27 protein-coding genes are annotated in these 22,762 nt (G+C 69.2%); 12 read left to right on the top strand and 15 right to left on the bottom strand.

The features are described 5' to 3' along the window. Window positions 1–18: 18 nt before the first annotated feature. Both hemC and KBY95_RS00905 read left to right on the top strand, forming a co-directional pair. The gene (gene hemC / locus KBY95_RS00910; RefSeq protein WP_254962801.1) at window positions 19–972 is read left to right on the top strand and encodes a hydroxymethylbilane synthase; all 954 of its coding nucleotides are present in this window, start codon (window positions 19–21) and stop codon (window positions 970–972) included. After that, window positions 947–2,983 carry a chloride channel protein gene (locus tag KBY95_RS00905; RefSeq protein ID WP_254962800.1) on the top strand — a complete coding sequence of 679 codons (2,037 nt, stop codon included), beginning with the start codon at window positions 947–949 and terminating at the stop codon, window positions 2,981–2,983. Before hemC ends, KBY95_RS00905 begins: the two co-directional genes overlap by 26 nt. Here KBY95_RS00905 and KBY95_RS00900 read toward each other — a convergent pair. The 4 genes from KBY95_RS00900 to KBY95_RS00885 all read right to left on the bottom strand — a co-directional run bounded on the left by KBY95_RS00900 (window position 2,929) and on the right by KBY95_RS00885 (window position 6,020). Beyond that, on the bottom strand, window positions 2,929–3,099 hold the full coding sequence (locus tag KBY95_RS00900; RefSeq protein WP_216909607.1) for a hypothetical protein: 171 nt from the start codon (window positions 3,097–3,099) through the stop codon (window positions 2,929–2,931). The two genes, KBY95_RS00905 and KBY95_RS00900, sit on opposite strands and share 55 nt — an antisense overlap. Window positions 3,100–3,242: 143 nt before the next feature. Next, the gene (locus KBY95_RS00895; RefSeq protein ID WP_254962799.1) at window positions 3,243–3,803 is read right to left on the bottom strand and encodes a L,D-transpeptidase; all 561 of its coding nucleotides are present in this window, start codon (window positions 3,801–3,803) and stop codon (window positions 3,243–3,245) included. A gap of 48 nt (window positions 3,804–3,851) precedes the next feature. Next, window positions 3,852–4,439, bottom strand: coding sequence for an inorganic diphosphatase (locus KBY95_RS00890; protein ID WP_254962798.1), 588 nt, complete (start codon window positions 4,437–4,439; stop codon window positions 3,852–3,854). Window positions 4,440–4,493: 54 nt separating this feature from the next. Next, window positions 4,494–6,020 (bottom strand): carboxypeptidase M32, encoded by a 1,527-nt coding sequence (locus KBY95_RS00885; protein ID WP_254962797.1) that lies wholly within the window; start codon window positions 6,018–6,020, stop codon window positions 4,494–4,496. 110 nt (window positions 6,021–6,130) lie between these two features. Between KBY95_RS00885 and KBY95_RS00880 the strand changes: the two genes are divergently transcribed. The 3 genes from KBY95_RS00880 to KBY95_RS00870 all read left to right on the top strand — a co-directional run bounded on the left by KBY95_RS00880 (window position 6,131) and on the right by KBY95_RS00870 (window position 7,528). After that, window positions 6,131–6,382 carry a type II toxin-antitoxin system Phd/YefM family antitoxin gene (locus KBY95_RS00880; protein WP_254962796.1) on the top strand — a complete coding sequence of 84 codons (252 nt, stop codon included), beginning with the start codon at window positions 6,131–6,133 and terminating at the stop codon, window positions 6,380–6,382. Further along, window positions 6,382–6,774: a type II toxin-antitoxin system VapC family toxin gene (locus KBY95_RS00875; RefSeq protein WP_254962795.1), complete on the top strand. Its 393-nt coding sequence runs from the start codon at window positions 6,382–6,384 to the stop codon at window positions 6,772–6,774. The genes KBY95_RS00880 and KBY95_RS00875 overlap by 1 nt, the downstream gene beginning before the upstream one ends. A gap of 76 nt (window positions 6,775–6,850) precedes the next feature. After that, window positions 6,851–7,528 carry a hypothetical protein gene (locus KBY95_RS00870; RefSeq protein ID WP_254962794.1) on the top strand — a complete coding sequence of 226 codons (678 nt, stop codon included), beginning with the start codon at window positions 6,851–6,853 and terminating at the stop codon, window positions 7,526–7,528. On the opposite strand, the gene KBY95_RS00865 is transcribed toward KBY95_RS00870, so the two are convergent. Continuing rightward, complete coding sequence (locus KBY95_RS00865; RefSeq protein WP_254962793.1) at window positions 7,470–7,886, bottom strand: OsmC family protein; 417 nt, start codon at window positions 7,884–7,886, stop codon at window positions 7,470–7,472. The genes KBY95_RS00870 and KBY95_RS00865 overlap by 59 nt on opposite strands. Before the next feature lie 80 nt (window positions 7,887–7,966). Here KBY95_RS00865 and KBY95_RS00860 point away from each other — a divergent pair, with 80 nt between their 5' ends. After that, on the top strand, window positions 7,967–8,416 hold the full coding sequence (locus KBY95_RS00860) for a DUF2721 domain-containing protein (RefSeq protein ID WP_254962792.1): 450 nt from the start codon (window positions 7,967–7,969) through the stop codon (window positions 8,414–8,416). 11 nt (window positions 8,417–8,427) lie between these two features. On the opposite strand, the gene KBY95_RS00855 is transcribed toward KBY95_RS00860, so the two are convergent. Next, window positions 8,428–9,969, bottom strand: a complete 1,542-nt coding sequence (locus KBY95_RS00855) for an NAD(P)/FAD-dependent oxidoreductase (protein ID WP_254962791.1) — start codon at window positions 9,967–9,969, stop codon at window positions 8,428–8,430. Between the two features lie 196 nt (window positions 9,970–10,165). On the opposite strand from KBY95_RS00855, the gene KBY95_RS00850 reads away from it, so the two are divergent. The 5 genes from KBY95_RS00850 to KBY95_RS00830 are packed head-to-tail and all read left to right on the top strand — an operon-like array spanning window position 10,166 to window position 13,472. Then, window positions 10,166–11,227: a fatty acid desaturase gene (locus KBY95_RS00850; protein WP_254962790.1), complete on the top strand. Its 1,062-nt coding sequence runs from the start codon at window positions 10,166–10,168 to the stop codon at window positions 11,225–11,227. Between the two features lie 19 nt (window positions 11,228–11,246). Beyond that, window positions 11,247–11,699 (top strand): secondary thiamine-phosphate synthase enzyme YjbQ, encoded by a 453-nt coding sequence (locus KBY95_RS00845; RefSeq protein ID WP_254962789.1) that lies wholly within the window; start codon window positions 11,247–11,249, stop codon window positions 11,697–11,699. A gap of 25 nt (window positions 11,700–11,724) precedes the next feature. Beyond that, entirely contained in the window at window positions 11,725–12,012 is a 288-nt protein-coding gene (locus KBY95_RS00840) for a 4a-hydroxytetrahydrobiopterin dehydratase (RefSeq protein WP_254962788.1), read from the top strand. A 10-nt stretch (window positions 12,013–12,022) separates the two neighbouring features. Further along, a complete protein-coding gene (locus tag KBY95_RS00835) occupies window positions 12,023–12,808 on the top strand; it encodes a Coq4 family protein (RefSeq protein ID WP_254962787.1) in 786 nt (261 codons plus the stop codon). A gap of 31 nt (window positions 12,809–12,839) precedes the next feature. Continuing rightward, window positions 12,840–13,472, top strand: a complete 633-nt coding sequence (locus KBY95_RS00830; RefSeq protein WP_254962786.1) for a Uma2 family endonuclease — start codon at window positions 12,840–12,842, stop codon at window positions 13,470–13,472. A 2-nt stretch (window positions 13,473–13,474) separates the two neighbouring features. Here KBY95_RS00830 and KBY95_RS00825 read toward each other — a convergent pair whose 3' ends face one another. The 3 genes from KBY95_RS00825 to KBY95_RS00815 all read right to left on the bottom strand — a co-directional run bounded on the left by KBY95_RS00825 (window position 13,475) and on the right by KBY95_RS00815 (window position 17,081). Further along, window positions 13,475–13,945 (bottom strand): NUDIX domain-containing protein, encoded by a 471-nt coding sequence (locus KBY95_RS00825; RefSeq protein ID WP_254962785.1) that lies wholly within the window; start codon window positions 13,943–13,945, stop codon window positions 13,475–13,477. A gap of 48 nt (window positions 13,946–13,993) precedes the next feature. Then, a complete protein-coding gene (gene clpB / locus KBY95_RS00820; RefSeq protein ID WP_254962784.1) occupies window positions 13,994–16,639 on the bottom strand; it encodes an ATP-dependent chaperone ClpB in 2,646 nt (881 codons plus the stop codon). A 91-nt stretch (window positions 16,640–16,730) separates the two neighbouring features. Continuing rightward, a complete protein-coding gene (locus KBY95_RS00815; protein ID WP_254962783.1) occupies window positions 16,731–17,081 on the bottom strand; it encodes a hypothetical protein in 351 nt (116 codons plus the stop codon). A 53-nt stretch (window positions 17,082–17,134) separates the two neighbouring features. Between KBY95_RS00815 and KBY95_RS00810 the strand changes: the two genes are divergently transcribed. Beyond that, window positions 17,135–17,341, top strand: coding sequence for a hypothetical protein (locus KBY95_RS00810; protein WP_254962782.1), 207 nt, complete (start codon window positions 17,135–17,137; stop codon window positions 17,339–17,341). A 100-nt stretch (window positions 17,342–17,441) separates the two neighbouring features. On the opposite strand, the gene KBY95_RS00805 is transcribed toward KBY95_RS00810, so the two are convergent. From KBY95_RS00805 to KBY95_RS00780, 6 genes are all read right to left on the bottom strand, one after another. Next, window positions 17,442–17,783: a c-type cytochrome gene (locus tag KBY95_RS00805; RefSeq protein WP_254962781.1), complete on the bottom strand. Its 342-nt coding sequence runs from the start codon at window positions 17,781–17,783 to the stop codon at window positions 17,442–17,444. A gap of 106 nt (window positions 17,784–17,889) precedes the next feature. After that, window positions 17,890–18,921 carry an NAD(P)-dependent oxidoreductase gene (locus KBY95_RS00800; protein ID WP_254962780.1) on the bottom strand — a complete coding sequence of 344 codons (1,032 nt, stop codon included), beginning with the start codon at window positions 18,919–18,921 and terminating at the stop codon, window positions 17,890–17,892. Next, entirely contained in the window at window positions 18,918–19,976 is a 1,059-nt protein-coding gene (gene hemE, locus KBY95_RS00795) for a uroporphyrinogen decarboxylase (RefSeq protein WP_254962779.1), read from the bottom strand. Before hemE ends, KBY95_RS00800 begins: the two co-directional genes overlap by 4 nt. 63 nt (window positions 19,977–20,039) lie before the next feature. Continuing rightward, window positions 20,040–21,224, bottom strand: coding sequence for an FUSC family protein (locus KBY95_RS00790; protein ID WP_254962778.1), 1,185 nt, complete (start codon window positions 21,222–21,224; stop codon window positions 20,040–20,042). Continuing rightward, window positions 21,221–21,397 carry a hypothetical protein gene (locus KBY95_RS00785; protein WP_254962777.1) on the bottom strand — a complete coding sequence of 59 codons (177 nt, stop codon included), beginning with the start codon at window positions 21,395–21,397 and terminating at the stop codon, window positions 21,221–21,223. The genes KBY95_RS00790 and KBY95_RS00785 overlap by 4 nt, the downstream gene beginning before the upstream one ends. Further along, window positions 21,394–22,641, bottom strand: a complete 1,248-nt coding sequence (locus KBY95_RS00780; RefSeq protein ID WP_254962776.1) for a hypothetical protein — start codon at window positions 22,639–22,641, stop codon at window positions 21,394–21,396. The genes KBY95_RS00785 and KBY95_RS00780 overlap by 4 nt, the downstream gene beginning before the upstream one ends. Window positions 22,642–22,762 lie beyond the last annotated feature (121 nt).

Genomic DNA, 22,762 nt, shown 5'->3' with positions numbered 1-22,762 from the left:
TGCCGCCCGAAGCGTCCAATGGCCAGCTCCACCCTGCGCATCGCCTCCCGCCGCAGCCAGCTGGCCATGGTCCAGACCCACTGGGTGCGGGACGAACTCACCCTGGCCCACCCCGAGCTGACGATTGCGATCGAGGCGATGGCCACCCAGGGGGACAAGATTCTCGATGTGGCCCTGGCCAAGATCGGCGACAAGGGCCTGTTCACCAAGGAACTGGAGGCCCAGATGCTGGTCGACCGGGCCGACATCGCCGTGCACAGCCTCAAGGACCTGCCCACCAACCTGCCGGAGGGACTGATCCTGGGCTGCATCACCGAGCGGGAGGATCCCGCCGATGCCCTGGTGGTGCATGAACGGCACAAAGAGCTCAGCCTCGCCACCCTGCCCGAGGGCAGCGTGGTGGGAACCAGCTCCCTGCGGCGCCTGGCCCAGCTGCGTCACCACTACCCCCACCTGGTGTTCAAGGACGTGCGGGGCAACGTGATCACCCGCCTGGAGAAGCTCGACGCCGGCGTCTACGACTGCCTGATCCTGGCGGCCGCCGGTCTCAGCCGGCTGGGCCTGGGTGAGCGCATCCACGAGCTGATCGATCCGTCGATTTCGCTGCATGCCGTGGGCCAGGGGGCCCTGGGCATCGAGTGCCGCGCCGGTGACCAGGCCGTGCTCGACACCATCGGCGTGCTGGAGCACCTGCCGACGGCCCGTCGCTGCCTGGCCGAGCGCTCGTTCCTGCGCAGCCTGGAAGGGGGTTGTCAGGTGCCCATCGGCGTCAACACCCACTTCGAGAACGACCAGCTGGTGCTGACCGGCATGGTGGCCAGCATCGACGGTCAGCGGCTGCTGCGCGACAGCTGTCGTGGTCCGGCCAGCGACCCCGAGGCGATCGGCCTGGCGCTGGCGGGAACCCTGAGAGCCCAGGGGGCCGGAGAGATCCTGGAGGAAATCTTTGCCACCGTCCGCCCCGGAAGCTGAGGCCAACGGTCACCGGGCCCCAGGGCCGGAGGCCGATCGCGGCCTCCCTTTCCAATGGAACCTGCTGGCCTGGGCAGCCCTGATCGGCACCCTGACCGGCCTGGCGGTGGTGGCGTTCCACGAACTGCTGGGCTTCATCAACAATTTTCTGTTCGGCCCGTTCGTGGAGGGCCTGCTGGTGATCGGGCGTTCCTCGCCTGCTTCCCCCGCTGACCTGCCGCCGATCGACCTGCCACCGTTGGCGCCCGACAGTGGTACCCCCCTGCGGGCCCTGCTTCAGCTCGGCCTCGATGGCATCGGCCTGCTGGCGACGGCACCGCTGCCACCGCCCGAACCCGCGCCCATCAGCCTGCCCACCGCGCCCGACTGGCTGGCTCTCTGGCCGGTGGTGGTGGTGCCGACCCTGGGCGGGCTGGCGGTGGGCCTGCTGCGCCATGTGGCCGGCAGCATCGGTCCGGGGTTGTCGAGCTTGATGGCGATCGCCGATGGTCGCCAGGGGGGCGAGCCGCGCCTGCCCTGGCTGCGGCTGGTGGCGGCCTCCCTGAGCCTCGGCAGCGGAGCCTCCCTCGGGCCGGAGGGTCCGAGTGTGGAGGGCGGCGGCAACATCGGCCTGTGGGTGGCCCTCAAGGCCCGTCTTTCCCCCCAGGCCCAGAAAGCATTGGTGGGGGCCGGCGTGGCAGCGGGCCTGGCGGCCGGTTTCAAGGCGCCGATCGCCGGCGTGTTCTTCGCCTTCGAAGGCAGTTACAGCGCCATCCCAGGTCGGCCCAGCCTGAGGGCGGTGCTGGTGGCGGCGGTGGCCTCAGCCCTGGTCACCCAGCTGTGCCTTGGTGACACGCCGATCCTGCGCCTGCCCGCCTACGAGGTGCGTTCGCCCCTGGAGCTGCCCCTGTATCTGGGGCTTGGCCTCCTGGCCAGCCTGATGTCGTGGCTGCTCATCCGGCTGCTGGCGGCGGGCCGGGGCGAGCGGGTCCAGGCCGTGGTGCGGCGGCTGCCGCCGGGCATGCCCACAGCTCTGGGGGGAGCGGCGCTTGGGGCCATGGCCCTGGTGTTTCCCCAGGTGCTGGGCGTCGGCTACGACACGATCGAAGCGCTGCTTGGCCGGGACGGCGGCATCCCCCTGCTCACCCTGGTGGCCCTGATCGGCGTCAAGCTGGTGGCCACCACCGTGAGCAACGCCACCGGTTTTGTGGGCGGAGGCTTCGCGCCCTCCCTCTTCCTGGGCGCGGTGCTGGGCAGCTGCTATGGCCAGGTCCTGGGCAGCGGCGGCCTCAATCTGCCGGTGGCCGAACCTCCGGCCTACGCCATGGTCGGCATGGCGGCGGTGTTGGCGGGCAGCGCCAGGGCGCCGCTCACGGCGTTGCTGCTGTTGTTCGAGCTCACCCGCGACATCCGCATCGTGCTGCCGCTGATGGCGGCGGCCGGCCTCAGCGCCGCCCTTGTGGAACGCTGGCAGGGCATCCACGATCCCGGTCTGATGGGCCCCGATCCGCTCGAGGAGCGGCGCCGCGGCCAGCTGGCTGGGATCGGCGTGGAGGAGGCTTTCGATCCGGAGGCGCCCCTGGTGCTGCCGGCGGCGACGATGGCCTCCGCCGCCCTGGCCAGGCTGATCGACAGCCATGGCCATGGACTGCTGGTGGAGCAGGACGGACTGGTCCTGGGGCTGGTGACGATCGGCGACCTGCAGAGAGGGCTCTCCTCCGACGTGCGACGTCAGGGGCCGCTGTGCCTGGCCGACTGCGTGCGCACGGACCTGGTGTGGCTGCCGATGGGGGTGAACCTCGATCGACTCGAAGATCAGCTGGGACCCAATGGTCTGCGGCAGCTGCCGGTCTTCGAGCTGGAGGGAGGATCTGGGGATCACCTGCCCCACGGCTTGCCTGCCGGTGGGCTTGCCGTGGAGCGGTTGCGGGGCATGGCCAGCCGTGACGGCATGGCCAGGGCCCAGGCGCGCCGTTTTCAGGCGGCTTCCGAGCGGCCCTCCATCAGGGCCTCGGCGACGGGATCAACCTGAGAAAGCAGCCCGAGAATGCGCTGCAGATCCAGTTCGGAGAGCTCGCCATCGTTGCCCCATTTCAGCGACGTGCTGTTCAGCTGGTCGGTGGTGAGGGGATTGCCGGAGTCGAACATGGAAAGGGGACGGCCTGGAAGGATGCCGTTCGGGATCGGTCTTTTGAGATTAGGTGTTTGCACCCAGACATCAAACCCTTCCAGGCCAATCTCCAGAATCTCTTCGGTCGGCCGTTCGTTTCCCCGGGATCGCCCTTCGGCGTTCAGGGTTTGACAACCACCGGCGTTCCGACCTGCACCTGGTCGAACAGCGCGCGCACATGGGGGGTGAGCATCCGGACACAGCCGTTGGTGACGGCGGAGCGGGAAGTGACGGTCCAGGCCCAGGCACTCGGGGTGCCATGGATGCCGTATTGGTTGAGGCCGCTGCGCTTGAAGCCGATCCAGCGATCACCCAGGGGGCCATTGGGCCCCTTGGTGGGGTTGATCTTGCCGCTGGCGGTGCTCTGGTACTGGGGGTTGACCACCTTGGTCTCCACCAGGAAACGCCCCTTGGGGGTGGGGTTGGCGGCATCACCGATGGCCACGGGCCAGCTGCCGATCACCTTGCCGTTGTCGCGCAGGCTGATCGTGCGCTTGCCCAGCTCCAGCACGATTTCCTTGGTGCTGGTGACAGCGGCCTGGGCCGGAGCTGGGGTTGCCGGTGTCGTGGCCGGCACCTGTACAGCCGGCGCGATGACCGGGGCTGTGGCCGGTGCCCCTGAGGCCATCGCGGCGCTCCCGCCGGTTGTCAAAAGCAGGGCAAGGACGAGGGAACGCGACATGGATGTAGCGGGATCAGGGAAGACGCCGGGTGGCGGAGGCGGGGGTCGTCAGCCGACCAGAGAGGGGTCGATGACCGTCATGTAACGATCTTCGCATTCCTTGATGATCCGCACCGCTTCGCCGTTGTCGTGGAAGCCGTTGACCTTGCAGGTGCCGGGCTTTTTGAGGTCCTTGTAGTGCTCCCAGTAGTACTGGGTCTCCTTCAGCCAGTGGTCACCGAGCTGGGTGTAGCTGGTGATGTGATCCATGCGCTTGTCGTCGGCCAGCACGGCAATCACCTTGTCGTCGACTTCGCCGCCATCGTCAAAGCACATGATGCCGATGATGCGGGCCTCCACCAGGCTGCCGGGCACCAGGGGTTCGGTGACGCCGACGATCTCGATGTCGAGGGGATCACCGTCCTCGTCCCAGGTACGGGGAATGCAGCCGTAGGCGAAGGGGTAGGCCAGGGAGGAGTAGCCGACCCGATCCAGCTTCAGGTGGCCGGTTTCGTTGATCAGCTCGTATTTGTTGATTGTGTTGGAGTTGAGCTCCACGATGGCGTTGAGCCGCAGCTCGGACTCATCGGCGAAGGCCGGCAGCACATGCAGCAGGTTCAGCATGGTGCGGCTGGGGGCGTGGTCGATGTTCGCCATGGTGGGGTCTTTTCTGCGGCGGCATCTTAGGCAGCAGGCCCCGGCAGAGCCGCTTCAGGTTTCCCTGCCCAGCTGGTCCACCTTGGTGCGCAGGTAGGTCAGAAAAGCGTCCGAGCTCAGCGGCCGGCCCGTGACCTGCTCGACCAGCTGCTCGGCGTTGACCGAGCGGCCCAGGGGCCAGAGGCTCCGGGCGAGCCAGTCCTGCAGTGCGGACTCCTGGCCTGCCGCGACCAGAGTTTCGATCGGGCCGATCTGCTGCTCCAAGCTTTCAGAGATCTGGGCGCTGATCAGATGGCCCAGGGCGTAGGAGGGGAAATAGCCGAACAGGCCCTCGGCCCAATGGATGTCCTGCAGGCAGCCTTCGGCATCGCTGGGCGGCACCAGGCCCAGCAGGTCCTTGAAGCGCCGGTTCCACTGCTCGGGGAGTTCCTCCACCGGCAGGTCCTGCTCCAGCAGCGCCAGCTCCAGCTCAAAGCGCAGCACGATGTGCAGGCTGTAGCTGAGTTCGTCGGCTTCCACTCGGATCAGGCCCGGCCGCAGCGGGTTGAAGGACCGCCAGAACCCGCGGGCGCCGCCCCAGGGATCGGAACCCAGGCCCTGGCAGAAGCGCGGATGCCAGCGCTCGGCGAAGGCACGGCTGCGGGCCACCCGGCACTCCCAGAACAGCGACTGGGACTCGTGCACCCCCATCGAGGTGGCTTCCCCCAGGGGCCAGGGGAAGAAATGGTCGTCCGTGCGGGGCAGGCCTTGCTCATACAGGGAGTGGCCCCATTCGTGGGCGGTGGCCAGGAAGGCCGACAGCGGCTGGCCGCGCACAACGCGGGTGGTGATGCGGAAGTCCTCGGGGCCCACGGTGCAGGAGAAGGGGTGGGCGGAGCGGGAGCGCTGGCAGCGGCGGCCGTCGTAGCCCCAGCCGTCGAGCAGCTCGCTGCAGAGGCTCTCCTGCAGGCCTTCCGGCAGATCAAAGGCCTGCGGCGGGCTGGGCGCAGGGGCGGCCGCCACCTGCTCCAGCAGGCCCGGCAGCTGGGCCGCCAGCGGCGCGAACAGCTCCTGGATCCGCGCCTTGCTGATGTCGGGCTCGAACGGCTGGGCCAGAATTTCCCAGGGGCTGCGGGCCACGGGCTCAGCCGCCGCCAGCTGGCCGGCCTGTTCGCGGCGCAGCGCGATCAGCTCCCGCAGGGCCGGCGCGAAGGCGGAGAAGTCGTTGGCGGCCCTGGCCTGCTGCCAGACCGCATTGCCCCGCGACTGGGCCCGGGCTAGGGCGGTGACCAGCGCCGGATCAAGGCAGCACTGCCGATCCAGCTCCAGGCGCAGCAGCTGCAGGTTGCGGCGCCGTTGCGGGGGCGCGTCAGGGCCGAGTTCGGCTTCGGCGGCGGCCACCAGGTCGGCGTAGGCCGCACTGCTCTGGCGCTCATGGAGCTGGGCGGCCAGCAGGGCGAGCTGCTCACCGCGCCAGGCGGCACCGGCGGCGGGCATCACCGTGTTCTGGTCGTAATAGAGGGTGCTGCTGATCGAGCCCAGCAGGCGGGTGGTTTGCAGGTGCTGCTGGAGCTGGTCGAGGGCTGGAGCCGCTGCGGGCATGGGATCGGACGAGCCGGTGGGGCCAGCATGGCGCCATGGGGACGCTGTCCTGGGTCCACATCCGGACTAATCTCAATTCGTGCCTGAGCCCTCGATGGGCAGCGTCCGCCATGCGCACCGTCAACGTTCATGAGGCCAAGACCCACTTCTCGCGGCTGATCGACGCCGCCCATGCCGGCGAAACCATCCTGGTGGCGAAGGACGGCAAGCCCTGGGCGCGGCTGGTGCCGCTGGACCTCGATCAGCCTCGCCGCCAGCCCGGGGTGCTGCGTGGGCGACTGCAGCTTCCTGCCACGGACGTGCTCCTGGCCCCCCTGCCCCCCGAGGAGCTCGATGCCCTTGAGGTGGCGCTGCCCCGTTGATGGCTACGTCCCTCCTGCTGGATACCCATGCCCTGCTCTGGTGGTTGGTGGAACCGGAGAAGCTCTCCGGGATCGCCCAGAAGGCCATTGGCGATCCGGCGGCGGCCATCTTCGTGAGCGCCGCATCGGGCTGGGAGATCGCCACCAAGGCCAGGCTGGGCAAACTTCCTGGCGCTGAAGGACTGCTGCTGGATCTGCCTTCCCTTCTGCAGCAGCAGGGCTTCCAGCCCCTTGCCGTGCAGTTGCATCACGGCGTTCGCGCTGGCGCTTACCCCCAGGCCCATCGCGATCCGTTCGATCGGCTGCTGGCGGCCCAGGCGGAACTGGAGGGTTTGCAATTGGTGAGCATCGACCCTGCCTTGGCCACCTTCCCCTGCCGCCTGCTCTGGTGATGGGGGACCCCACGGGCGCTGCGGCCTGCCGCTGGCGGCGCCATGGTGGTGCTACATGACGTCTGCAGCCGGATCGATGCATCCCCCTTCTCCGGAGCAGGACCTGGTGCTCGCGGCCATCGAACGGTTCATGGCCGACCCCGATCTGGTGCTGGACGATGAGTCCGTCAGCGGGGAAGCCGGTGATGTGCTCAGCGCCATCCTGCGGGCCCTGACGATGGTGCTGCCGCTCGGGGAGATCGAACTGGCGGTGACGGGCCTGCTCACCGTCCATTGCGACCAGCTCGACGACGACACCCAGCTGGTGCTGGAGGCCCTGCTCACTGCCATCGAGCGGGACGATGACGAGATGGCCCTCGACACCCTGCTGGCCAGTGAGGCGAGCCTGCTGGAGGCCAACGCCCTCGATGGCAACTACTTACTGGTGTGGGATCCGGCCGACGCAGCTCCGCTGCGGGAAATGGAGATTCTTGATGTGCTGGAGCGCTACCCCTGCCGCGGCGAGGGGGCCCGCTGGACCTGCGACGACTTCGTGGCCTTGCTGGAGGGCAAGATCCTGCAGTGGCGCAAGACGATGGTGGCGCTGGAGATCCTCCAGGAGCAGCCCGGCACCCGGCCCGCCGCCAGCACCATGGTGCTGCTGGTGCCGGTGGACCCGATTTCCCCACTCGAGCAGCTGGAGGTGGGGGTCACCCTCAGTCCGCCGCCGCCGGAGTCCAGTGCAGCCGCATCGGCACGCAGCCTTCCAGGCTGACCTTCACCGGGCAGCTCTCACCGGCGCGGATCAGCAGTTCGCGCTGCTCGGCCCCGAGGCCGGCCGGCAGGTCGATCCAGGCCTCCAGCAGGGCGATGCGGCGCTCGCCGCTGCTGCTCATGCCCTTCTCCAGCCGCACCGAGGCCCCCTCCAGGGTTAGGCCCTGACGTTCGGCGACGATCCCCATCACCGTCAGCAGGCAGGTGGCCAGGGCCGTGCCGACCAGGTCGGTGGGGGAGAAGGCCTCTCCTTTGCCCTGGTTATCGACGGGGGCATCGGTGATCAGCCGTGAGCCGGAGGCGGCGTGCTCCGCCGCGCAGCGCAGGGCCCCTTCGTAGCGGCAGGTGATCGTGGTCATGGCGGGCGGGGGACTGGCGTTTGTTCCAGCAGGCTGGCAGGGGCTGTCGCCCTAAGTTGCTGGCCGCGCGCTGTGGATCCTTGCCGCTGATCCTGCTGGTGGCCAACCCGAATTCCGTGGGGTTGGCCGAAACGATTCGGCTGGCGGTGACGCCGGTGTTCCTGCTGGCGGGCATCAGTGGCCTGCTGGGGGTGATCACCACCCGCCTGTCGCGCATCATCGACCGGGCCCGGGTGATCAAGGCTCGCGATCCGGCCGCCAGCAAGGCCCGGTCGCGGGAGCTGCAGTGGGAGCTGCTGCTGCACCGCCGCCGCATGACCCTGGCCTCGGCGGCCTTCGCCTGTGCCACCACCAGCTTCCTGTTGGTGGCCACGGTGGTGATGGTGCTGTTTCTGAGCACCGTGGCCACGATCGACCTGACCCCCCTGGTGGCCCTGCTGTTCGTACTGGCGATGGGCTCGCTGATGACGGCGGTGCTGCTGCTGCTGCGCGAGGTGCAGCTGGGCAACAAGGCCCTGCGGCACTTCTGAGCGCTGCCGCCCTAAAGGTTCGTCAGGCCGATCTCCTCCAGCAGTTGCCGCTGCTGGCGCGCCGACACGAAGCGGTGGGCCGCCATGGCGCCACTCACCGCCACCGGGGGCACGCCGATGCCCGGGAACACGCCGGCACCGCACAGCACCAGCCCTTCGATCGGGGTGGTGCCACCGGGGAAGGGTCCGCCGCTGGCCGGCCAGGCCGGGCCGTAGCTGCCCTGGTGCGTGCGCAGGTAGCGGCGATGGGTGAGGGGGGTGCCCTGCAGTTCGATCACCACCCGCTCCTGCCAGTCGGGCAGCACCTGGGAGAGTACCTGCCCGAAGATGGCGCAGCGCTTCCTTTTCAAGGCGTCGTAGGCGGCGCTGCCCCGCTCCAGCCCCTGCCACAGCTCCCAGGGCTCATTGGCCGGCGTGTAGCCGTGCAACACCTGGTGGCCGGGTGGGGCGCAGGCCGGGTCGAGCCGGGAGGGCATCGACAGCACCACCATGTTGCGCTCGGCGCCGATGCCCCGTTGCCAGTCGCCCACCCAGACGTGGTGGATCGGCAGCTGATCGAGGTCGTCGCCGCGCAGGGCCAGGTGCCAGTGCAGGAAGCTGGCGCAGGCCGGGGTGGCCGCCTGGCGCCGCCGCCAGCGCGAGGGCACCGCGTCTTCTGGAAGCAGGCTGAGCAGGTCCCAGGGGCTGGCGTTGGCGATCACGCCGCGCTGGGCCTCGAGGCGTTCGCCATTCTCGAGCCGGACGCCGACGGCCCGCCCCCGTTCCACGAGGATTTCGGCCACCGGCGCTTCGGTGCGCAGTCGGCCGCCGTGGCGCTCCAGTCCGCGCACCAGCGCGGCGGCCACCGCCCCACTGCCGCCGATGGGGTAGTCGAGGCAGGCCTCGGGCTCGAACCATTCGCCGAACAGGGTCGCCATGGCGGCGGCGCTGGTCTGGTCCATGGGCAGGCCCGAGATCAGGAAGCTGAGCAGCTCGACCCAATGCAGCAGGAAGGGATCGCTGAGGTGGCGGCGGGCGATCGGCCCGAAGGCCCCCCCGAGGCTGGCCAGCCTCCCCGCCTGGCCGAGCAGGCGCAGGGCATTGCCGCCGCCGAGGGTGGTGGCCAGCCCCGCCCCGGGCCGCAGGGCCAGCAGGGGCAGGGAGCGGGCCGCGTCGCAGCTGGGTTGGAGGGCCGTCAGGAAGCGGTCCCATTCGGCGGCCACCGCCGGGCTGCGCAGCTCGCGCAGCAGGGCCAGGAAGGGCCCCTGCCCCACCCCGACCCGCAGCGAGCCCTCGGGCAGCAGCAGGCCCCAGTCTTGGTAGGTGGCCACGGGCAGGCTTTCCCCCACCGCCCGCAGCACCTGGGCCAGGGGATTGGTGCTGGGCCAGCGGCCCAGGCCACTCCACAGCGACGGGCCGGATTCGAACTGAAAGGGGCCGCGGCAAAAGCCATGGGCGGCACCGCCAGGGGTGGTGTGGGCTTCGAGCACCACCACATCGAGGCCATGGCGGGCGGCAATGGCGCCGGCACAGAGGCCGCCCAGGCCACTGCCCACGACGATCAGGTCGCTCACCTTGGGCGCAGCAGATCCGCTGCAGATCCTAGGCAGATTCCCTTTGCCAGGACGCCTAGCGCCGCGCTGGATCCCTGCCTAGGATCGCGCCATCTATCAAAGATTTGCATTGCCGCAGGGATCCTCGCCAGCCACCCTGTCCGATCACGCCGTGATTCGACAACCGAAACGCGGCGATTTTGAGCTGAAGCCGTTCATGGACAGTTCGAATCTGCGTGGCGGCTGGCAGATCGCCAACACCGTGATCCCCTACGCGGCCCTCTGGTGGGTCGCCGACTGGAGCCTCAAGCACGCTCCGCTGCTGCTGATCCCCACGATGGTGGTGATGGTGCTGCTGCTGGCGCGCATCTTCTCGCTGATGCACGACTGCGGCCACGACTCCCTGTTCCGCAGCCGGCGGGCCAACCAGGTGTTCGGCTTTCTGCTCGGGGTACTCAGCGCCATTCCCCAGTACCCCTGGTCGCGGGGGCACGCCTACCACCACCGCCACAACGGCGACTGGGAGAAGTACCAGGGACCGTCGGCCCTGGTCACCACCAGCGCCTTTGCGGCACTCAGCCCCGGCCAGCAGCGGTTTTACGGCGTGCTGCGCCACCCGGCGATGCTGTTTCCCGGTGGCTTCTTCTATCTGGTGATCAAGCCCCGCGTGGCCCTGGTGCTGGGGCTGGCGGGCTTCTTCCCCCACCTGATGGCCTGCCTGCGCAGCCCGGAGCCGATGGGCCTCGGCCAGATCCTGGCCAGCTACCGCTCCAAGCACTGGTACACCAATGAGGAATTCCGCCACCTGGTGGCCAACAACATCGCCGTGATCGGCTCCTGGTGGCTGATGGCCCACTGGCTCGGTGCCGGTGTGTTCTGGTCGCTCTACACCCCGGTGATGGCCTGTGCGGCGGCGATCTTCATCTGCATCTTCTTCGTGCAGCACAACTTCCCCGGCTCCTACGCCCATGCCACCGCCGGCTGGAGCGAGATGACCGGCGTGCTGGAAGGTACCAGTGATCTGGACTTGCCGCCGCTGTTCAACTGGTTTTCGGCCGACATCGGCTGCCACGCCATCCACCACCTCTCCTCGAAGATCCCCAACTACCGGCTGCGGGCCTGCCATGGGCGCAACGCCCACCTGCTCACCGGGGTGCGGCGGCTGTCGCTGGCCGATATTCCGGGGTGCTTCAGCTACATCCTCTGGGATCCCCAGGCCTGCCGTCTGACCACGATCGCTGACCAGAAATCAGCCGTCCCGGTGGCCGCTGCCGGCTGACCATCGCCTGGAGGCCCTGATGTTGCGCCAGACCCTGAGCTCGCTGGAGATCAGCACCAAAGGCGAGGGCTTCGATGACATCACCGGCGCCATCAACGGGCTGATCGCCGCCAGCGGGCTGCAGCTGGGCAGCGCCACCATCGCCAGCCAGCACACCTCGTGTTCGCTGACGATCAACGAAAACGCTGATCCCAGGGTGCTTCTTGATCTGGCCGCCTTTCTGCGGGCCCTGGTGCCTCCTGAGGGGGTGCGGCCGATCAGCGGCCAGGGCGAGCGCCGCGCCTGGGTGCATGACGACGAAGGCCCTGACGACATGCCCGCCCACATCCGCACCGCGCTCACCTGCACCAGCCTGGTGCTGCCGTTCCAATCGGGCCGGCTGCTGCTGGGAATGTGGCAGGCGGTGTATGTGTGGGAGCACAGGGCCCGGCCGCACCGGCGCCGCTTCAGCCTGCATCTGCTGGGCGAATGACCCTGATCCCCTGCCCCCTACCGCCATGGCTGCCAAGCCCCTGACTCCGGCCCAGATCGCTGCGTTGCCCACCGAACTGCCGCAGTGGACCGTGCGGGAGGGCAAATTGCACCGCGAACTGCGCTTTGCCGATTTTTCGGCCGCCTTCGGCTTCATGACCCGGGTGGCCCTCGCGGCCGAGGCCCTGGGGCACCACCCGGAATGGTGCAACGTCTGGAGTCGGGTGACGATCAACCTCACGACCCATGACACCGGCGGGCTGTCGGACCTCGACGTGGCCCTGGCGAAGCAGATTGATGGCTTCGTGAGCTGAGGCCGCACCCATGGGATTTCGCTACCTCGATCGGATCGCCACCGAGAAGAACATCCACGCGTTTCTGGAACTCGCCGATCTGGCCGCCGGAGCCGGTGCGTCCGCCAACAACGTCTTCCAGCTCTCCCATCGGCTGCGCCAGTCCCGGCCGATGCAGGTCTGCCGGGCGTTGTTGCAGCGGGACCCGGCCGCGGTGGCCCTGATCGAGCAGCGGCGGCTCAGCGGCCCCTATGACGCGGCCGCCCTCCAGGCCCTGCCGAAGGGCAGCCTGGGGCACACCTATGCCACGGTGCTCGAGACGATGGGGTACGACATCAACTTCTTCCCCAATCCCGACTTCTACGCCAACCTCGAAACCGACGCCGATTACATCAACTACCGCGTCTATGCCACCCACGACATCCACCACATCGTCAGCGGCTTCAGCCTCGACAATTTCGGTGAACTCGGTGTCATCAGTATGAGCGTGGCCCAGTTCGCCCATCCGGGCCTGGCCTTCACCGATCTGATGGCCCTGCTGCTCAACTGGTTTCGCAACGACAAGCCGCTCGATGAACACGAAACCCCGGCGGAGCAGGCCCGCACCGCCGGTTACGCCTTCGGCATGATCAGCAAGGGTCTGCACATCGGCGCCGAGGCCCGGCCGCTGTTCCCGGTGATCTGGGAGGAGCGGATGGAGCAGAACCTGGAGGAGTTGCGGGCCGAGCTGGGCATCGAGGCCGTGACGGAGGGGACCTACAGCTGGCAGGCGAATCCCGCGCTGAGCGAGGCTCTGGCGGCTTCTGATTGCTCTTAGTGTTGGCTGAAGGAGTTCCGCCGCTCGCTGCATGACCCTGGCACCTCCCCACTCTCCATCCGCTCCGACGCTGGAGCCGTTGGCCTTGCCCTGGGATCTGCGCCTCAGCCCGGAGCAGTTCGAGCAGGTGTGCCAGGCGAACCCTGAGGCTGTGCTCGAACTTGCCGCTGATGGTCGGTTGATCGCCATGACGCCCACCGGCAGCGAAACCGGCGCCTGCAACGCTGCCCTGAACGGGCTTCTGGCCCTGGCGGTGCGCTCCAGCGGACTGCCGTTCAAGCTGTTCGACAGCTCTACCGGCTTTCGCCTTCCCGATGGCTCTGTGCTGAGCCCCGACGCCTCCCTGCTGCACTTGGAGCGCTGGACGGCCCTCACGGCCGAGCAGCGCCGCGGTTTCGCCCCTCTCTGCCCCGATGTGGTGGTGGAACTCGCCAGCCCGTCGGACGAAGGCCCCCGCGGGCTGACGGCCCTGCGCCAGAAGATGGAGCGCTACCGCGCCAATGGCGCCCAACTCGGCTGGCTGCTGATTCCCGAGGAGCAGGCCGTGGAGATCTGGTCAGCCGAAGCCGCTGCCCCGCAGCGCATCGCCCCAGCCCAGCGGCTCGATGCCGCACCGCTGTTCCCCGGCCTGCAGATCGAATTGGCCGAGGTCTGGGCCGGCTGATCTCAGCCCCTCTCGATCAGATACGTCCGCACGTGGATGACCAGGGGCCGGCCCAGGGCTTCCTGCGTCGTCAGCCAGTGGCTCGCCACCAGCTCAAGGCCGTCGAGATGGATCGCCGGCTCCCGCGCCGCCAGCAGCGTGAAGATCGTCACCGTGTTCTTGCCCCGTGACGAGGTTTCGGTGATCTGCCAGGGATCCAGCAGCTCCTCCGCCGACACCCCTAGCCCCAGCTCTTCGGCCAGCTCCCTTACCGCCGCCTGCCGCGCCGTTTCCCGTCGCTCCAGGCCCCCTCCAGGGAGGCCGAGGCCGTGGCGGTAGCTCGTCTGCACCAGCAGCAGGCGCCCTTGGTGCCAGATCGCCACCAGGGCGCCGTGGTTGTGGGGCCGGACCAGCAGTTGCCAGGTTTCGTACAGCCGCGCCGCCAGCCAGTAGAGGCGCAGCCGGGCAATCAGCCGTTTCAGCCATCTCCCCATCGCCTCCTCCGTTCCAACCGACCAACCAGTTTTCCCTGTGCTGCGCGGTCACCCCACCAGTGCCGGCGCCACCGCCTGGATCTCGGCCGGTTCGGCCTGGCGGAAGTGCAGCCGCGGGTTCTCGCCCACGTCCTCCACATCCACCGCGATGGTGCTGCCGGCGGGGAAGGTGCCCGCCAGGATCGCCTTGGCGATCGGCGTCTCCAGTTCCCGCTGGATCGCCCGCTTCAGCGGCCGGGCCCCGTACACCGGGTCGTAACCGACGGCGGCCAGCCAGTCGAGGGCGTCGCTGTTCACCCGCAGGGCCAGCTTGCGCTCTTCGAGGCGCCGCGTCAGCCGCTGCACCTGCAGGGACACGATCTGGCGCAGTTCGTCTTCCCGCAGGCTGCGGAAGATGATCGATTCATCCAGACGGTTGAGGAATTCCGGCCGGAAGTGACCCCGCAGCGCCTCATTGACCCGCTTCTCCATCTCGCCGTAGCGGGACGGATCGCCGGCCAGATCAAGGATCGAAGCGCTGCCGATGTTGCTGGTGAGAATCAGCACCGTGTTGGTGAAATCCACCGTGCGGCCCTGGCCATCGGTGACGCGGCCGTCATCGAGGATCTGCAGCATCACGTTGAACACATCGGGGTGGGCCTTCTCCACCTCGTCGAACAGGATCACCGCGTAGGGGCGGCGCCGCACCGCTTCGGTCAGCTGGCCGCCCTCCTCGTAGCCCACATACCCAGGAGGCGCTCCGATCAGCCGGCTCACGGCGTGCTTCTCCATGTACTCGCTCATGTCGATGCGCACCATCGACTCCTCGCTGTCGAACAGCTGCGAGGCCAGGGCCTTGGACAGCTCCGTCTTGCCCACGCCCGTGGGGCCGAGGAACAGGAAGCTGGCGATCGGGCGGTTGGGGTCCGACAGGCCGGCCCGGGACCGCTGGATGGCATCGGCCACCGCCGTCACGGCCTGGTCCTGGCCGATCACCCGCGTGTGCAGCTCGTCCTCCAGATGCAGCAGCTTCTCCATCTCGCTCTGCACCAGCTTGCTGACCGGAATGCCGGTCCACTTGGCGATCACCTCGGCGATGTCGTCCTCGGTGACCTCCTCGCGCAGCAGGTTCTTCTCGCCGGCATGGGCGCTGAGCTCCGCGGTGCGGGCGGCCAGTTTCTTGTTCAGCCCCGCCAGGGTGCCGTACTCCAGTTCGGCGGCCTTGTTGAGGTCGTACTGGCGTTTGGCCTGCTCCACCTGCAGCTGCACCTGCTCGATCTCCTCCTTGAGGGCGGAGAGTTCGTCGATCGAGCCCTTCTCCTTCTGCCACTGGGCATTGAGGCTGCTCTGCTGCTCCCCCAGGTCGGCCAGTTCCTTCTCCAGCCGCTCCAGCCGGTCGCGGCTGGCCGGATCCGATTCCCGCCCCAGGGAGAGCTTCTCCATCTCCAGCTGCAGGATGCGGCGGTCGAGCTCGTCGATCTCCTCCGGCTTGGAGGTGATCTCCATCTTCAGGCGCGCCGCCGATTCGTCCATCAGGTCGATGGCCTTGTCGGGCAGGAAGCGATCGGCGATGTAGCGGCTGCTCAGCACCGCCGCCGCCACCAGGGCGTTGTCGGCGATGCGCACGCCGTGGTGCACCTCGTAGCGCTCCTTCAGGCCGCGCAGGATCGAGATCGTGTCTTCCACCGTCGGCTGGTCGACGAACACCTGCTGGAAACGGCGCTCCAGGGCCGGATCCTTCTCGATGTGCTGGCGGTGCTCATCGAGGGTGGTGGCGCCGATGCAGCGCAGCTCACCGCGGGCCAGCATCGGCTTGAGCAGGTTGCTGGCGTCCATGGCGCCGCCGCTGGCGCCGGCCCCCACCACCGTGTGGATCTCATCGATGAACAGCACGATCTGCCCCTCGCTGGAGGTGACCTCCTTGAGCACGGCCTTGAGGCGCTCCTCGAACTCGCCGCGGTACTTGGCGCCGGCGATCAGGGCACCCATGTCGAGGGCGATCAGCTGGCGGTTCTGCAGGGCCGTGGGCACGTCGCCGTTGACGATCCGCTGCGCCAGCCCCTCCACGATGGCGGTCTTGCCGACGCCCGGTTCACCGATCAGCACCGGGTTGTTCTTGGTGCGCCGCGAAAGGATCTGGACGGTGCGGCGGATTTCCTCGTCGCGGCCGATCACCGGGTCGAGCTTGCCGTCGCGGGCGGCGGCGGTGAGGTCGCGGCCGTATTTCTCGAGCGACTCATAGGTGCCCTCCGGGTTCTGGTCGGTCACACGCTGGCTGCCTCGCACGGCCTGAACGGCGTCCTTGATCTTCGCCCCATCGGCGCCCGCCTGCGACAGCAGCTGGCGGCCGCAGCGCTCATCGCCGGCCAGGGCCAGCACCAGGTGCTCCACGGCGATGTAGCTGTCGTCGAACTCCTTCTTGAGCCCATCGGCCCGATCCAGCACCGCATTCAGCCCCTTGCCCAGATAGACGTTCTCGGGGGCGGCGGCCAGGCTGGGCTGGGCGGCGATGAACGCCTCCAGCTTCTGGCTCAGCACCCCCAGGTCCACCCCGGCCTTCTCCAGGATCCGGCTGGCCAGGTCCTGCTGGGCCAGCAGGGCGGCGAACAGGTGCTCGCTCTCCATCTGCTGCTGGCGCTTCTGCTGGGCCAGCTGCTGCGAGGCCACGATGGCCCCCCAGGCCTTCTCGGTGAACAGTTCGGCGGTGGGATGCATGGCTCGACTCTCCCTGGGGCTGGCAATGCAGCAACCGTATGAATCCCTTCGGAATTGTCCGAGTGGGAGGACCGAACCGCCGGGGGGAGGCCTACCGCCCGATCTGTGCTGGCAGGGGCACCTGGTAGCCGTGCTTCTGGCCGCAGAGCTGGCTGGGGCAACCGTCGGGGCCGTAGCGGGCATCGGCCGCCGACAGGCAGCCCATGCTGTTTTTCTGCGCCACCTGGGCCGGATGGATCCGCAGGGGCTGGAGCACCGCCTCGCTCCTGGGCACCAACAACCGGCAGGCCGGCGGCGACAGCCCCGGGCTGGCCTCAATCGCCAGCGGTTGATTGGGGGACACTGCCTGGGCCAGGGCTGGCTGCGCCGCCAGGGGCAGGGCCAGTGGCATCACGCCGGCCAGCAGGCCCGCCAGCAGCGCGGCAGAAGGGCGGATCGCCATGATGGGCTCGCGGCTTGAGCTCCATTCTCGCCTCTCCAGCCCGCCCGTCACCGATGCCCTCTGCCGCCGACGACCAGGCCCTGGTGGCCCAGCTGGCCGCCGAATCCCAGGCCCTCGGTGGCGTCTTTGAGCCGGAGCGCGACTGCTGGCGGGTCGTTCACCGTCACGTCCACGGCATGTTGCCCTCCGAGTACGACATCCGCGACGTTCCCGAGGAGCTCTACCTGGCGGTGCTGGCCGCCTGCCGGGCCGAGTCCTGAGGTCTGCTGGCCGGCCTTGGGCGGTGGCCACAAAAAAAGCCCCGGCTGGCCGGGGCTTGGACGTGTGAGGAGCCAGTCGGGTTGACCCGCTGGGCGGGGATCAGGCCCAGCCTTTGGACGCCATGTCCTCGACGTAGGCGGCCACGTCGGCGATGTCGCCTTCGCTGAGCTTGCCACCGAAGGCGGGCATGGCGTTCTTGCCGTTGGTGACCTGGTAAGAGATGGCGGCCTCGTGGTCGGCGTCGTAGTTGGCCAGGTAGGAGGCCAGTGCATCGGCCTTGAGGGTGCGCTCGGCGTTCACCACGTTGCCGCCGCCCATGTGGCAGGCGGCGCAGTTGGCGGAGAAGATCTGACCGCCGTGGGCCACATCGGCGGCGAAGCTCGGGGCCGCACCCAGCACCAGCGCCAGGCAGAGAGCGAACAGGGAAAGAAGACGACGCATGGGAAGGTGCGAAGGAGGGTGCCGGATAGCACGTGCAACCGGAACAAATTAGGCAACGGCCGAGACCCATTGGGAGCCTCCGGCACATTCGCAACAATTTGGCGCTTCAGGGCTGGCGCCCCGGCCCCAGCCGGCCCCGGTGCGGCACACCCGCCGTCTCCAGCACCGCGTTGAGGGTGGGGGCGAAGCTCACCAGGCCAAAGCGCTCGGGCGGGCTCACCGGCTGGTGTACGAAGTGGCGCTGACGGATCGAGAAGCGGTCCCAGGCGTTCACCTCGATGCGCAGCAGCTTGATCAGCCCCTCGATCAGCCAGCCGCGCAGATCGATGCCCAGCGGCGGCACCCACACCCGCCGCCAGCGGCACAGGGAGGCCACGGCGCCGTTGATCGTGATCGGCGCCTGGCCCAGCACCAGCCGCCGCACCGGCCCCTGGCCCGGCTCCGGATTGGGGCCGTGGGGGGTGGTGGCCAGGTGCGCGCAAACCGTGGCGATGTCGGCGGCATGGATGAAGTGGAAGCTGGCATCGGTGCGCAGCCAGCGGGCCAGCCACAGCCAGCCGAAGGCCTCCTTCAGCCCTGCCGTGAGGTAGCTGGTGGGGTGGGGATCGGCCGTGCCCACCGAGCCGCCGAACACCAGCGTCGGGAACACCGCCACGATCCGCGCAGCCAGCGGGTGGCGCTCCAGGTCCTGCAGGCAGGTGGCCTTGGTCTGGATGTACTCGGTGCCGTAGGCCATCGCTTCCGGCAGCAGCTGCAGCTGCCGGTCGAGGATGGAGGCGGTGGAGAAGTAGATCACCTGCTGCAGCCGCTCTGGATCGGTGAGCCGCAGCAGTTCCTTCACGGCCACCACGTTCACCGCCTGGGCCCGCTCCGGGTCACCCCAGGCGGTGGCCGTGTGGATGATCCGGTCGGCGCTGGCGATCGCCTCGGCGTGGGGGGCCAGCTCGCGCAGGTCACCCACCAGCAGGGTGATGCGCGGGTGATCGGCGGGCACGGCGCTGAGCTTGGCGGGATCCCGCAGCAGCAGCAGCAGCTGGGCGTCGCTGTTGGCCAGCAGGTTTTCGGCGATGTACTGGCCGACGCAGCCACTGGCGCCGGTGATCAGGATCCGCTGCGGCCCGGAAGTGGCGGCGCTCAAACAGCGGCCCCCAGCAGCTCATTCACGGCCTTGCCGGTCTCGAAGAAGACGCGGGCGTTGTCTTCCGGGGTGCCGGGCAGGATGCCGTGGCCCAGGTTGAGGATGTGGCGGCGGCCGCGGGCCTTGCGCACCGTGTCGAGGATCCGCGCCCGGATCGCCTCAGGCGTGCCGAACAGCAGGCCGGGGTCCACATTGCCCTGCACGCCCAGGTGCTGGGGCAGGCGGGCGCAGCCATCGGCCATGTCCACGGTCCAGTCGAGCGAGATGAAATCCACGCCGGTGCTGGCCATGCGCTCCAGCACGCCGGCGCTGCCGGAGATGTAGAGGATCAGGGGCGTGTCGGGGTGGGTGGCCTTCACCTGGTCGATCACCCGCTTCTGGTAGGGGGCCGCGAACACGTCGTAGTCGATCGGGCTCAGCTGACCCGCCCAGGAATCGAACAGCTGCACCACCTGGGCGCCGCTGTCGATCTGGTAGCGCACGTAGATGGCGATCGAATCGGCCAGGTGGCCCAGAAGCTGGTGCAGCAGGGCGGGCTCCTGGAAGGCCATCGCCTTGATCACCGAATAGGTCTTGGAGCTCTTGCCCTCCACCGCATAGGCGGCCAGGGTCCAGGGGGCTCCCACGAAGCCCAGCACCGCCGCCTGGTTGCCCACGTCGGCCCGCAGCCGCTTCAGCACCTCGCCCACGAAGGGCAGGGCTTCGGCGGGATCGAGGGGGCGCAGGGCGTCCACCTGGGCCTGGCTGCGGATGGCGGGCTCGATGATCGGCCCCTTGCTCTCGATAATGTCGAAGTCGATGCCGAGGCCCGGCAGGGGCGTGAGGATGTCGGAGAACAGGATCACGCCGTCGGGACGGAAGGCGTGGAACGGCTGCATCGAGATCTCGTAGGAGAGATCGGGGTTCTCCGAGCGCTCACGGAAGCCGGGGTGGCGGTCGCGCAGGTCGCGGTAGACCTTCATGTAGCGGCCCGCCTGGCGCATCATCCAGACCGGTGGCCGCTCCACCTGCTCCCCTCGGGCGGCGCGCAGCAGCAGGGGGGCGGATTCAGTCATTGCGCCGGTCGGAAGGTCAACCGCGAAACCTAAACCAGCATCCCCGGCCCCCGGCCGCTCCTGTCACCTGTCGTGGCATGGGGCCACCGCCTGGGCCTCCTCCGGCTGGAGCTGCTGCAGCAGGCGGAGGAAGTCCTGCTCCTGGCCCAGCAGCCGGGCTTCCTCGAGGGCGCTGGGTAGCAGGGCCGCCAGGTCAGGACCGAGGCCCATCGGCCCCGGGAGCTCCTGCTGGCCGCGGGCCAGGGCCCGGAAGCGGCGCAAGGCCGAGACGGGCCGCACCAGCAGACAGACCAGCAGGGCCAGAGCGGAGCCCATCAGGTAGTCGAGCCAGCGGCTTGGTACGTACCAGTCGGTGAGGACGCCGTAGCCCACGAAGGTGACCCCGCTGGAGATCAGGGCGGTGCGCAGGTGGGGCAGCAGGCCAAGCGTTAGCAGCAGCGCCGTGGTGCCACCCATCACGATCGCCACCGTCACCGGATCGACCCCCAGGGTGTTGAACACCAGCCAGGGCATCAGCACCCCCAGGCTCACCCCCACCATGCGGTCGCGCACCCGGCCCAGGGTGGCGCCCAGGCTGTCGTTGAGCAGCAGCACCACCCCGAAATACAGGTACTTGGGTGTCACGGCACCGACGCCGAGGCCGATGCTGAGGGCCAGCATCGACACCACCACCTTGCGCCAGAAAAAGGAATCGGCGAAGCGCTGGCCGAGGCCCCGTGGGGGCAGGTCCAGCTCCGGCTCCGGTGCGCTGCCCACCCCCTCCCCGGGTAGCCGCAGTCCCTCCTGCAGCCCCGCCGCCACCGCCATGCCGACGGTCACCGCCAGCAGCTGCTTCCAGGCGACCAGCCAGGTGGCGTCGGCACTCAGCAGCGGCAGCACCGCCAGTACCGCCAGCAGGTTGCGCACCACCAGCAGCCGGTCGGGCAGGGCCTGACCCAGGAGCTGGGCGCAGGCGGTGACCACCGCGAACTGCCAGACCTGGGGGGCCTGCAGCAGCGGCCGCAGACCGGTGCCCAGCCCCAGGCCGACGGCCACCACCAGGGGAAGCAGCAGGAACACCGGCGCCGGCCAGCGGTCGAAGCGGGGACGCACCATCAGGGCGGCGATCACGACGCCGTAGGGCGTCGCCCCCCCCAGGCCGAAGCTGTGGCAGATCGACCAGGTGAGACCCGAGGCCAGGGCGATGCAGAGCACCAGCCGCAGTGACCGGTGCCATGGAGCCGCCGGCTCCTTGGCGACAGGGGTCATGGCCGGGGGCGGGCCAGGCCCTGGATCAACCCCATCACCAGGCTGATGAGCAGCAGCGCCAGCCAGAACCAGAGACGGGGCGGGTCGCTGCGCAGGCACAGCAGCAGCAGCGCCAGGCTGAGCCACGGCAGGGGCCGGCGCCAGGGGGCCAGCAGGACGCGGCGATCGATCATGAGCGCAGCCCCGCCAGCCAGCGCCAGAACGGCGTCACGTAGCTGACCAGGCTGCGCCGCTCAACCTCGGCCTCCACCTCGGCGGGGGTGCGGGTGGGCAGGGGGCCGGCCGGACCGCGGCCGCGGCTCCAGCGCAGTCCTGATGGGGTGGCCGCCGCCTCCAGTTCCACCACCGCCAGCACCAGCGGAGCACCCGTGCGCCCCGGCAGCTGGGCCGTGAGGTCGCCGCCGTCGCCATAGGAGCGCTCCCGGGCGCTGGCCATCAGGTTCAGGGCCTCCTCCCGGCTGCCGACTCGGGCCGCCACCTCTTCGGCGCTGACACTTTCGCGCGAGAGACTCAGCAGCCGGCCGGCCACAAGACCGTAGCGCTGCTCGGCGCTGCCGAAGCTGTCACGGCTGAGCAGCTGGGGATTGAGCTGCACCTCCTCGCCCACCCGCAGGCGCGTGGCGTCGGCGGCGGTGAACAGCACCACCGCTTCCCGGCCCGGGCGAAGGCTGGCCAGGGCGATGCTGCCAAGCCGCTGGCCGGGCAGCACCGGCTGGCCGGTCAGCACCGCCAGGTCGAGCACCTGGCCCGCCACGGGGCTGAACACGTCCTGGGCCAGCTCAGCACTGAGCAGGGAGGCCCTCTCGGCCCCCAGCAGGGCGGCCTCGGCCTGCAGCGCGGCCCGACGGACGCGCAGATCGGCCTGCAGGGCCTCCACCGACGAGATCTCGGCCCGGTTGCGCAGCCACAGGTTCTGGGCGCCCACCCACAGCGGGCTGTAGCGGGCGATCACATCGTCCTTGCGCAGGCTCTCCAGGGCATTCAGCTGGCTTCGTACCGGACGGTTGGTGGCCTCGATCTGCTCGCGCCGGGTCTGCAGAGCCCGCTGGTGGTCGTCGAGGGCGAGGCTCTGCACCTTCAGCACCGCCTGGCGCTGGGCCACGGCCACCAGCCGGGCTGTGGTGGCCTGGGGGCTGCCCTCCGGCCCGGCTCCCGCCCCAGGAGCGCTCTGGCCCACCTGACTCAGGGTCAACAGCAGCTGGCCGGCCTGCACCCGATCGCCGACGGCCACCTTGAGATCCTGGACCTCGCCGGGGCCGCGGGCATAGAAGCCGCGGCGGGCATCGGGCGGTGCCATCACCCCCATGCCGCGCACGATCACCGGAATGGCTGGGGTTAGCGCCCACACGCCGGTGGCGGCGGCCACCAGCAGGGTGGGCAGGATGGCGTAGATCCGGCCGAGCGTGGCAGGGGCCATGGCGGGCCGGAGAAGGCCGCAACGGGCCTGAAACACCCAGAGCGTAGAGGAAGATCGCGCCGAAATTGAGCTACTTTTGGCGCCACATTGCGCCCCCGTTTTGAAGGCCTTCCGCCTGTCC

Origin of the sequence: Cyanobium sp. Aljojuca 7A6 (assembly GCF_024346455.1) — a bacterium.
Taxonomy (GTDB): Bacteria; Cyanobacteriota; Cyanobacteriia; order PCC-6307; family Cyanobiaceae; genus Cyanobium.
Note: the sequence above shows the minus strand (reverse complement) of the source record. Positions and strands in the feature narration are given on the sequence as shown.

Bases quoted from the DNA above. Each gene is read 5' to 3' on its own strand.
- clpB (WP_254962784.1), bottom strand. From the start codon at position 16,639: ATGCATCCCACCGCCGAACTGTTCACCGAGAAGGCCTGGGGGGCCATC.
- KBY95_RS00830 (WP_254962786.1), top strand. From the start codon at position 12,840: ATGACCCTGGCACCTCCCCACTCTCCATCCGCTCCGACGCTGGAGCCG.
- KBY95_RS00870 (WP_254962794.1), top strand. From the start codon at position 6,851: ATGCATCCCCCTTCTCCGGAGCAGGACCTGGTGCTCGCGGCCATCGAA.
- KBY95_RS00840 (WP_254962788.1), top strand. From the start codon at position 11,725: ATGGCTGCCAAGCCCCTGACTCCGGCCCAGATCGCTGCGTTGCCCACC.
- KBY95_RS00900 (WP_216909607.1), bottom strand. From the start codon at position 3,099: ATGTTCGACTCCGGCAATCCCCTCACCACCGACCAGCTGAACAGCACG.
- hemE (WP_254962779.1), bottom strand. From the start codon at position 19,976: ATGACTGAATCCGCCCCCCTGCTGCTGCGCGCCGCCCGAGGGGAGCAG.
- KBY95_RS00875 (WP_254962795.1), top strand. From the start codon at position 6,382: ATGGCTACGTCCCTCCTGCTGGATACCCATGCCCTGCTCTGGTGGTTG.
- KBY95_RS00835 (WP_254962787.1), top strand. From the start codon at position 12,023: ATGGGATTTCGCTACCTCGATCGGATCGCCACCGAGAAGAACATCCAC.
- KBY95_RS00815 (WP_254962783.1), bottom strand. From the start codon at position 17,081: ATGGCGATCCGCCCTTCTGCCGCGCTGCTGGCGGGCCTGCTGGCCGGC.
- KBY95_RS00810 (WP_254962782.1), top strand. From the start codon at position 17,135: ATGCCCTCTGCCGCCGACGACCAGGCCCTGGTGGCCCAGCTGGCCGCC.
- hemC (WP_254962801.1), top strand. From the start codon at position 19: ATGGCCAGCTCCACCCTGCGCATCGCCTCCCGCCGCAGCCAGCTGGCC.
- KBY95_RS00850 (WP_254962790.1), top strand. From the start codon at position 10,166: ATGGACAGTTCGAATCTGCGTGGCGGCTGGCAGATCGCCAACACCGTG.
- KBY95_RS00885 (WP_254962797.1), bottom strand. From the start codon at position 6,020: ATGCCCGCAGCGGCTCCAGCCCTCGACCAGCTCCAGCAGCACCTGCAA.
- KBY95_RS00865 (WP_254962793.1), bottom strand. From the start codon at position 7,886: ATGACCACGATCACCTGCCGCTACGAAGGGGCCCTGCGCTGCGCGGCG.
- KBY95_RS00785 (WP_254962777.1), bottom strand. From the start codon at position 21,397: ATGATCGATCGCCGCGTCCTGCTGGCCCCCTGGCGCCGGCCCCTGCCG.
- KBY95_RS00790 (WP_254962778.1), bottom strand. From the start codon at position 21,224: ATGACCCCTGTCGCCAAGGAGCCGGCGGCTCCATGGCACCGGTCACTG.
- KBY95_RS00880 (WP_254962796.1), top strand. From the start codon at position 6,131: ATGCGCACCGTCAACGTTCATGAGGCCAAGACCCACTTCTCGCGGCTG.
- KBY95_RS00845 (WP_254962789.1), top strand. From the start codon at position 11,247: ATGTTGCGCCAGACCCTGAGCTCGCTGGAGATCAGCACCAAAGGCGAG.
- KBY95_RS00895 (WP_254962799.1), bottom strand. From the start codon at position 3,803: ATGTCGCGTTCCCTCGTCCTTGCCCTGCTTTTGACAACCGGCGGGAGC.
- KBY95_RS00805 (WP_254962781.1), bottom strand. From the start codon at position 17,783: ATGCGTCGTCTTCTTTCCCTGTTCGCTCTCTGCCTGGCGCTGGTGCTG.
- KBY95_RS00890 (WP_254962798.1), bottom strand. From the start codon at position 4,439: ATGGCGAACATCGACCACGCCCCCAGCCGCACCATGCTGAACCTGCTG.
- KBY95_RS00825 (WP_254962785.1), bottom strand. From the start codon at position 13,945: ATGGGGAGATGGCTGAAACGGCTGATTGCCCGGCTGCGCCTCTACTGG.
- KBY95_RS00780 (WP_254962776.1), bottom strand. From the start codon at position 22,641: ATGGCCCCTGCCACGCTCGGCCGGATCTACGCCATCCTGCCCACCCTG.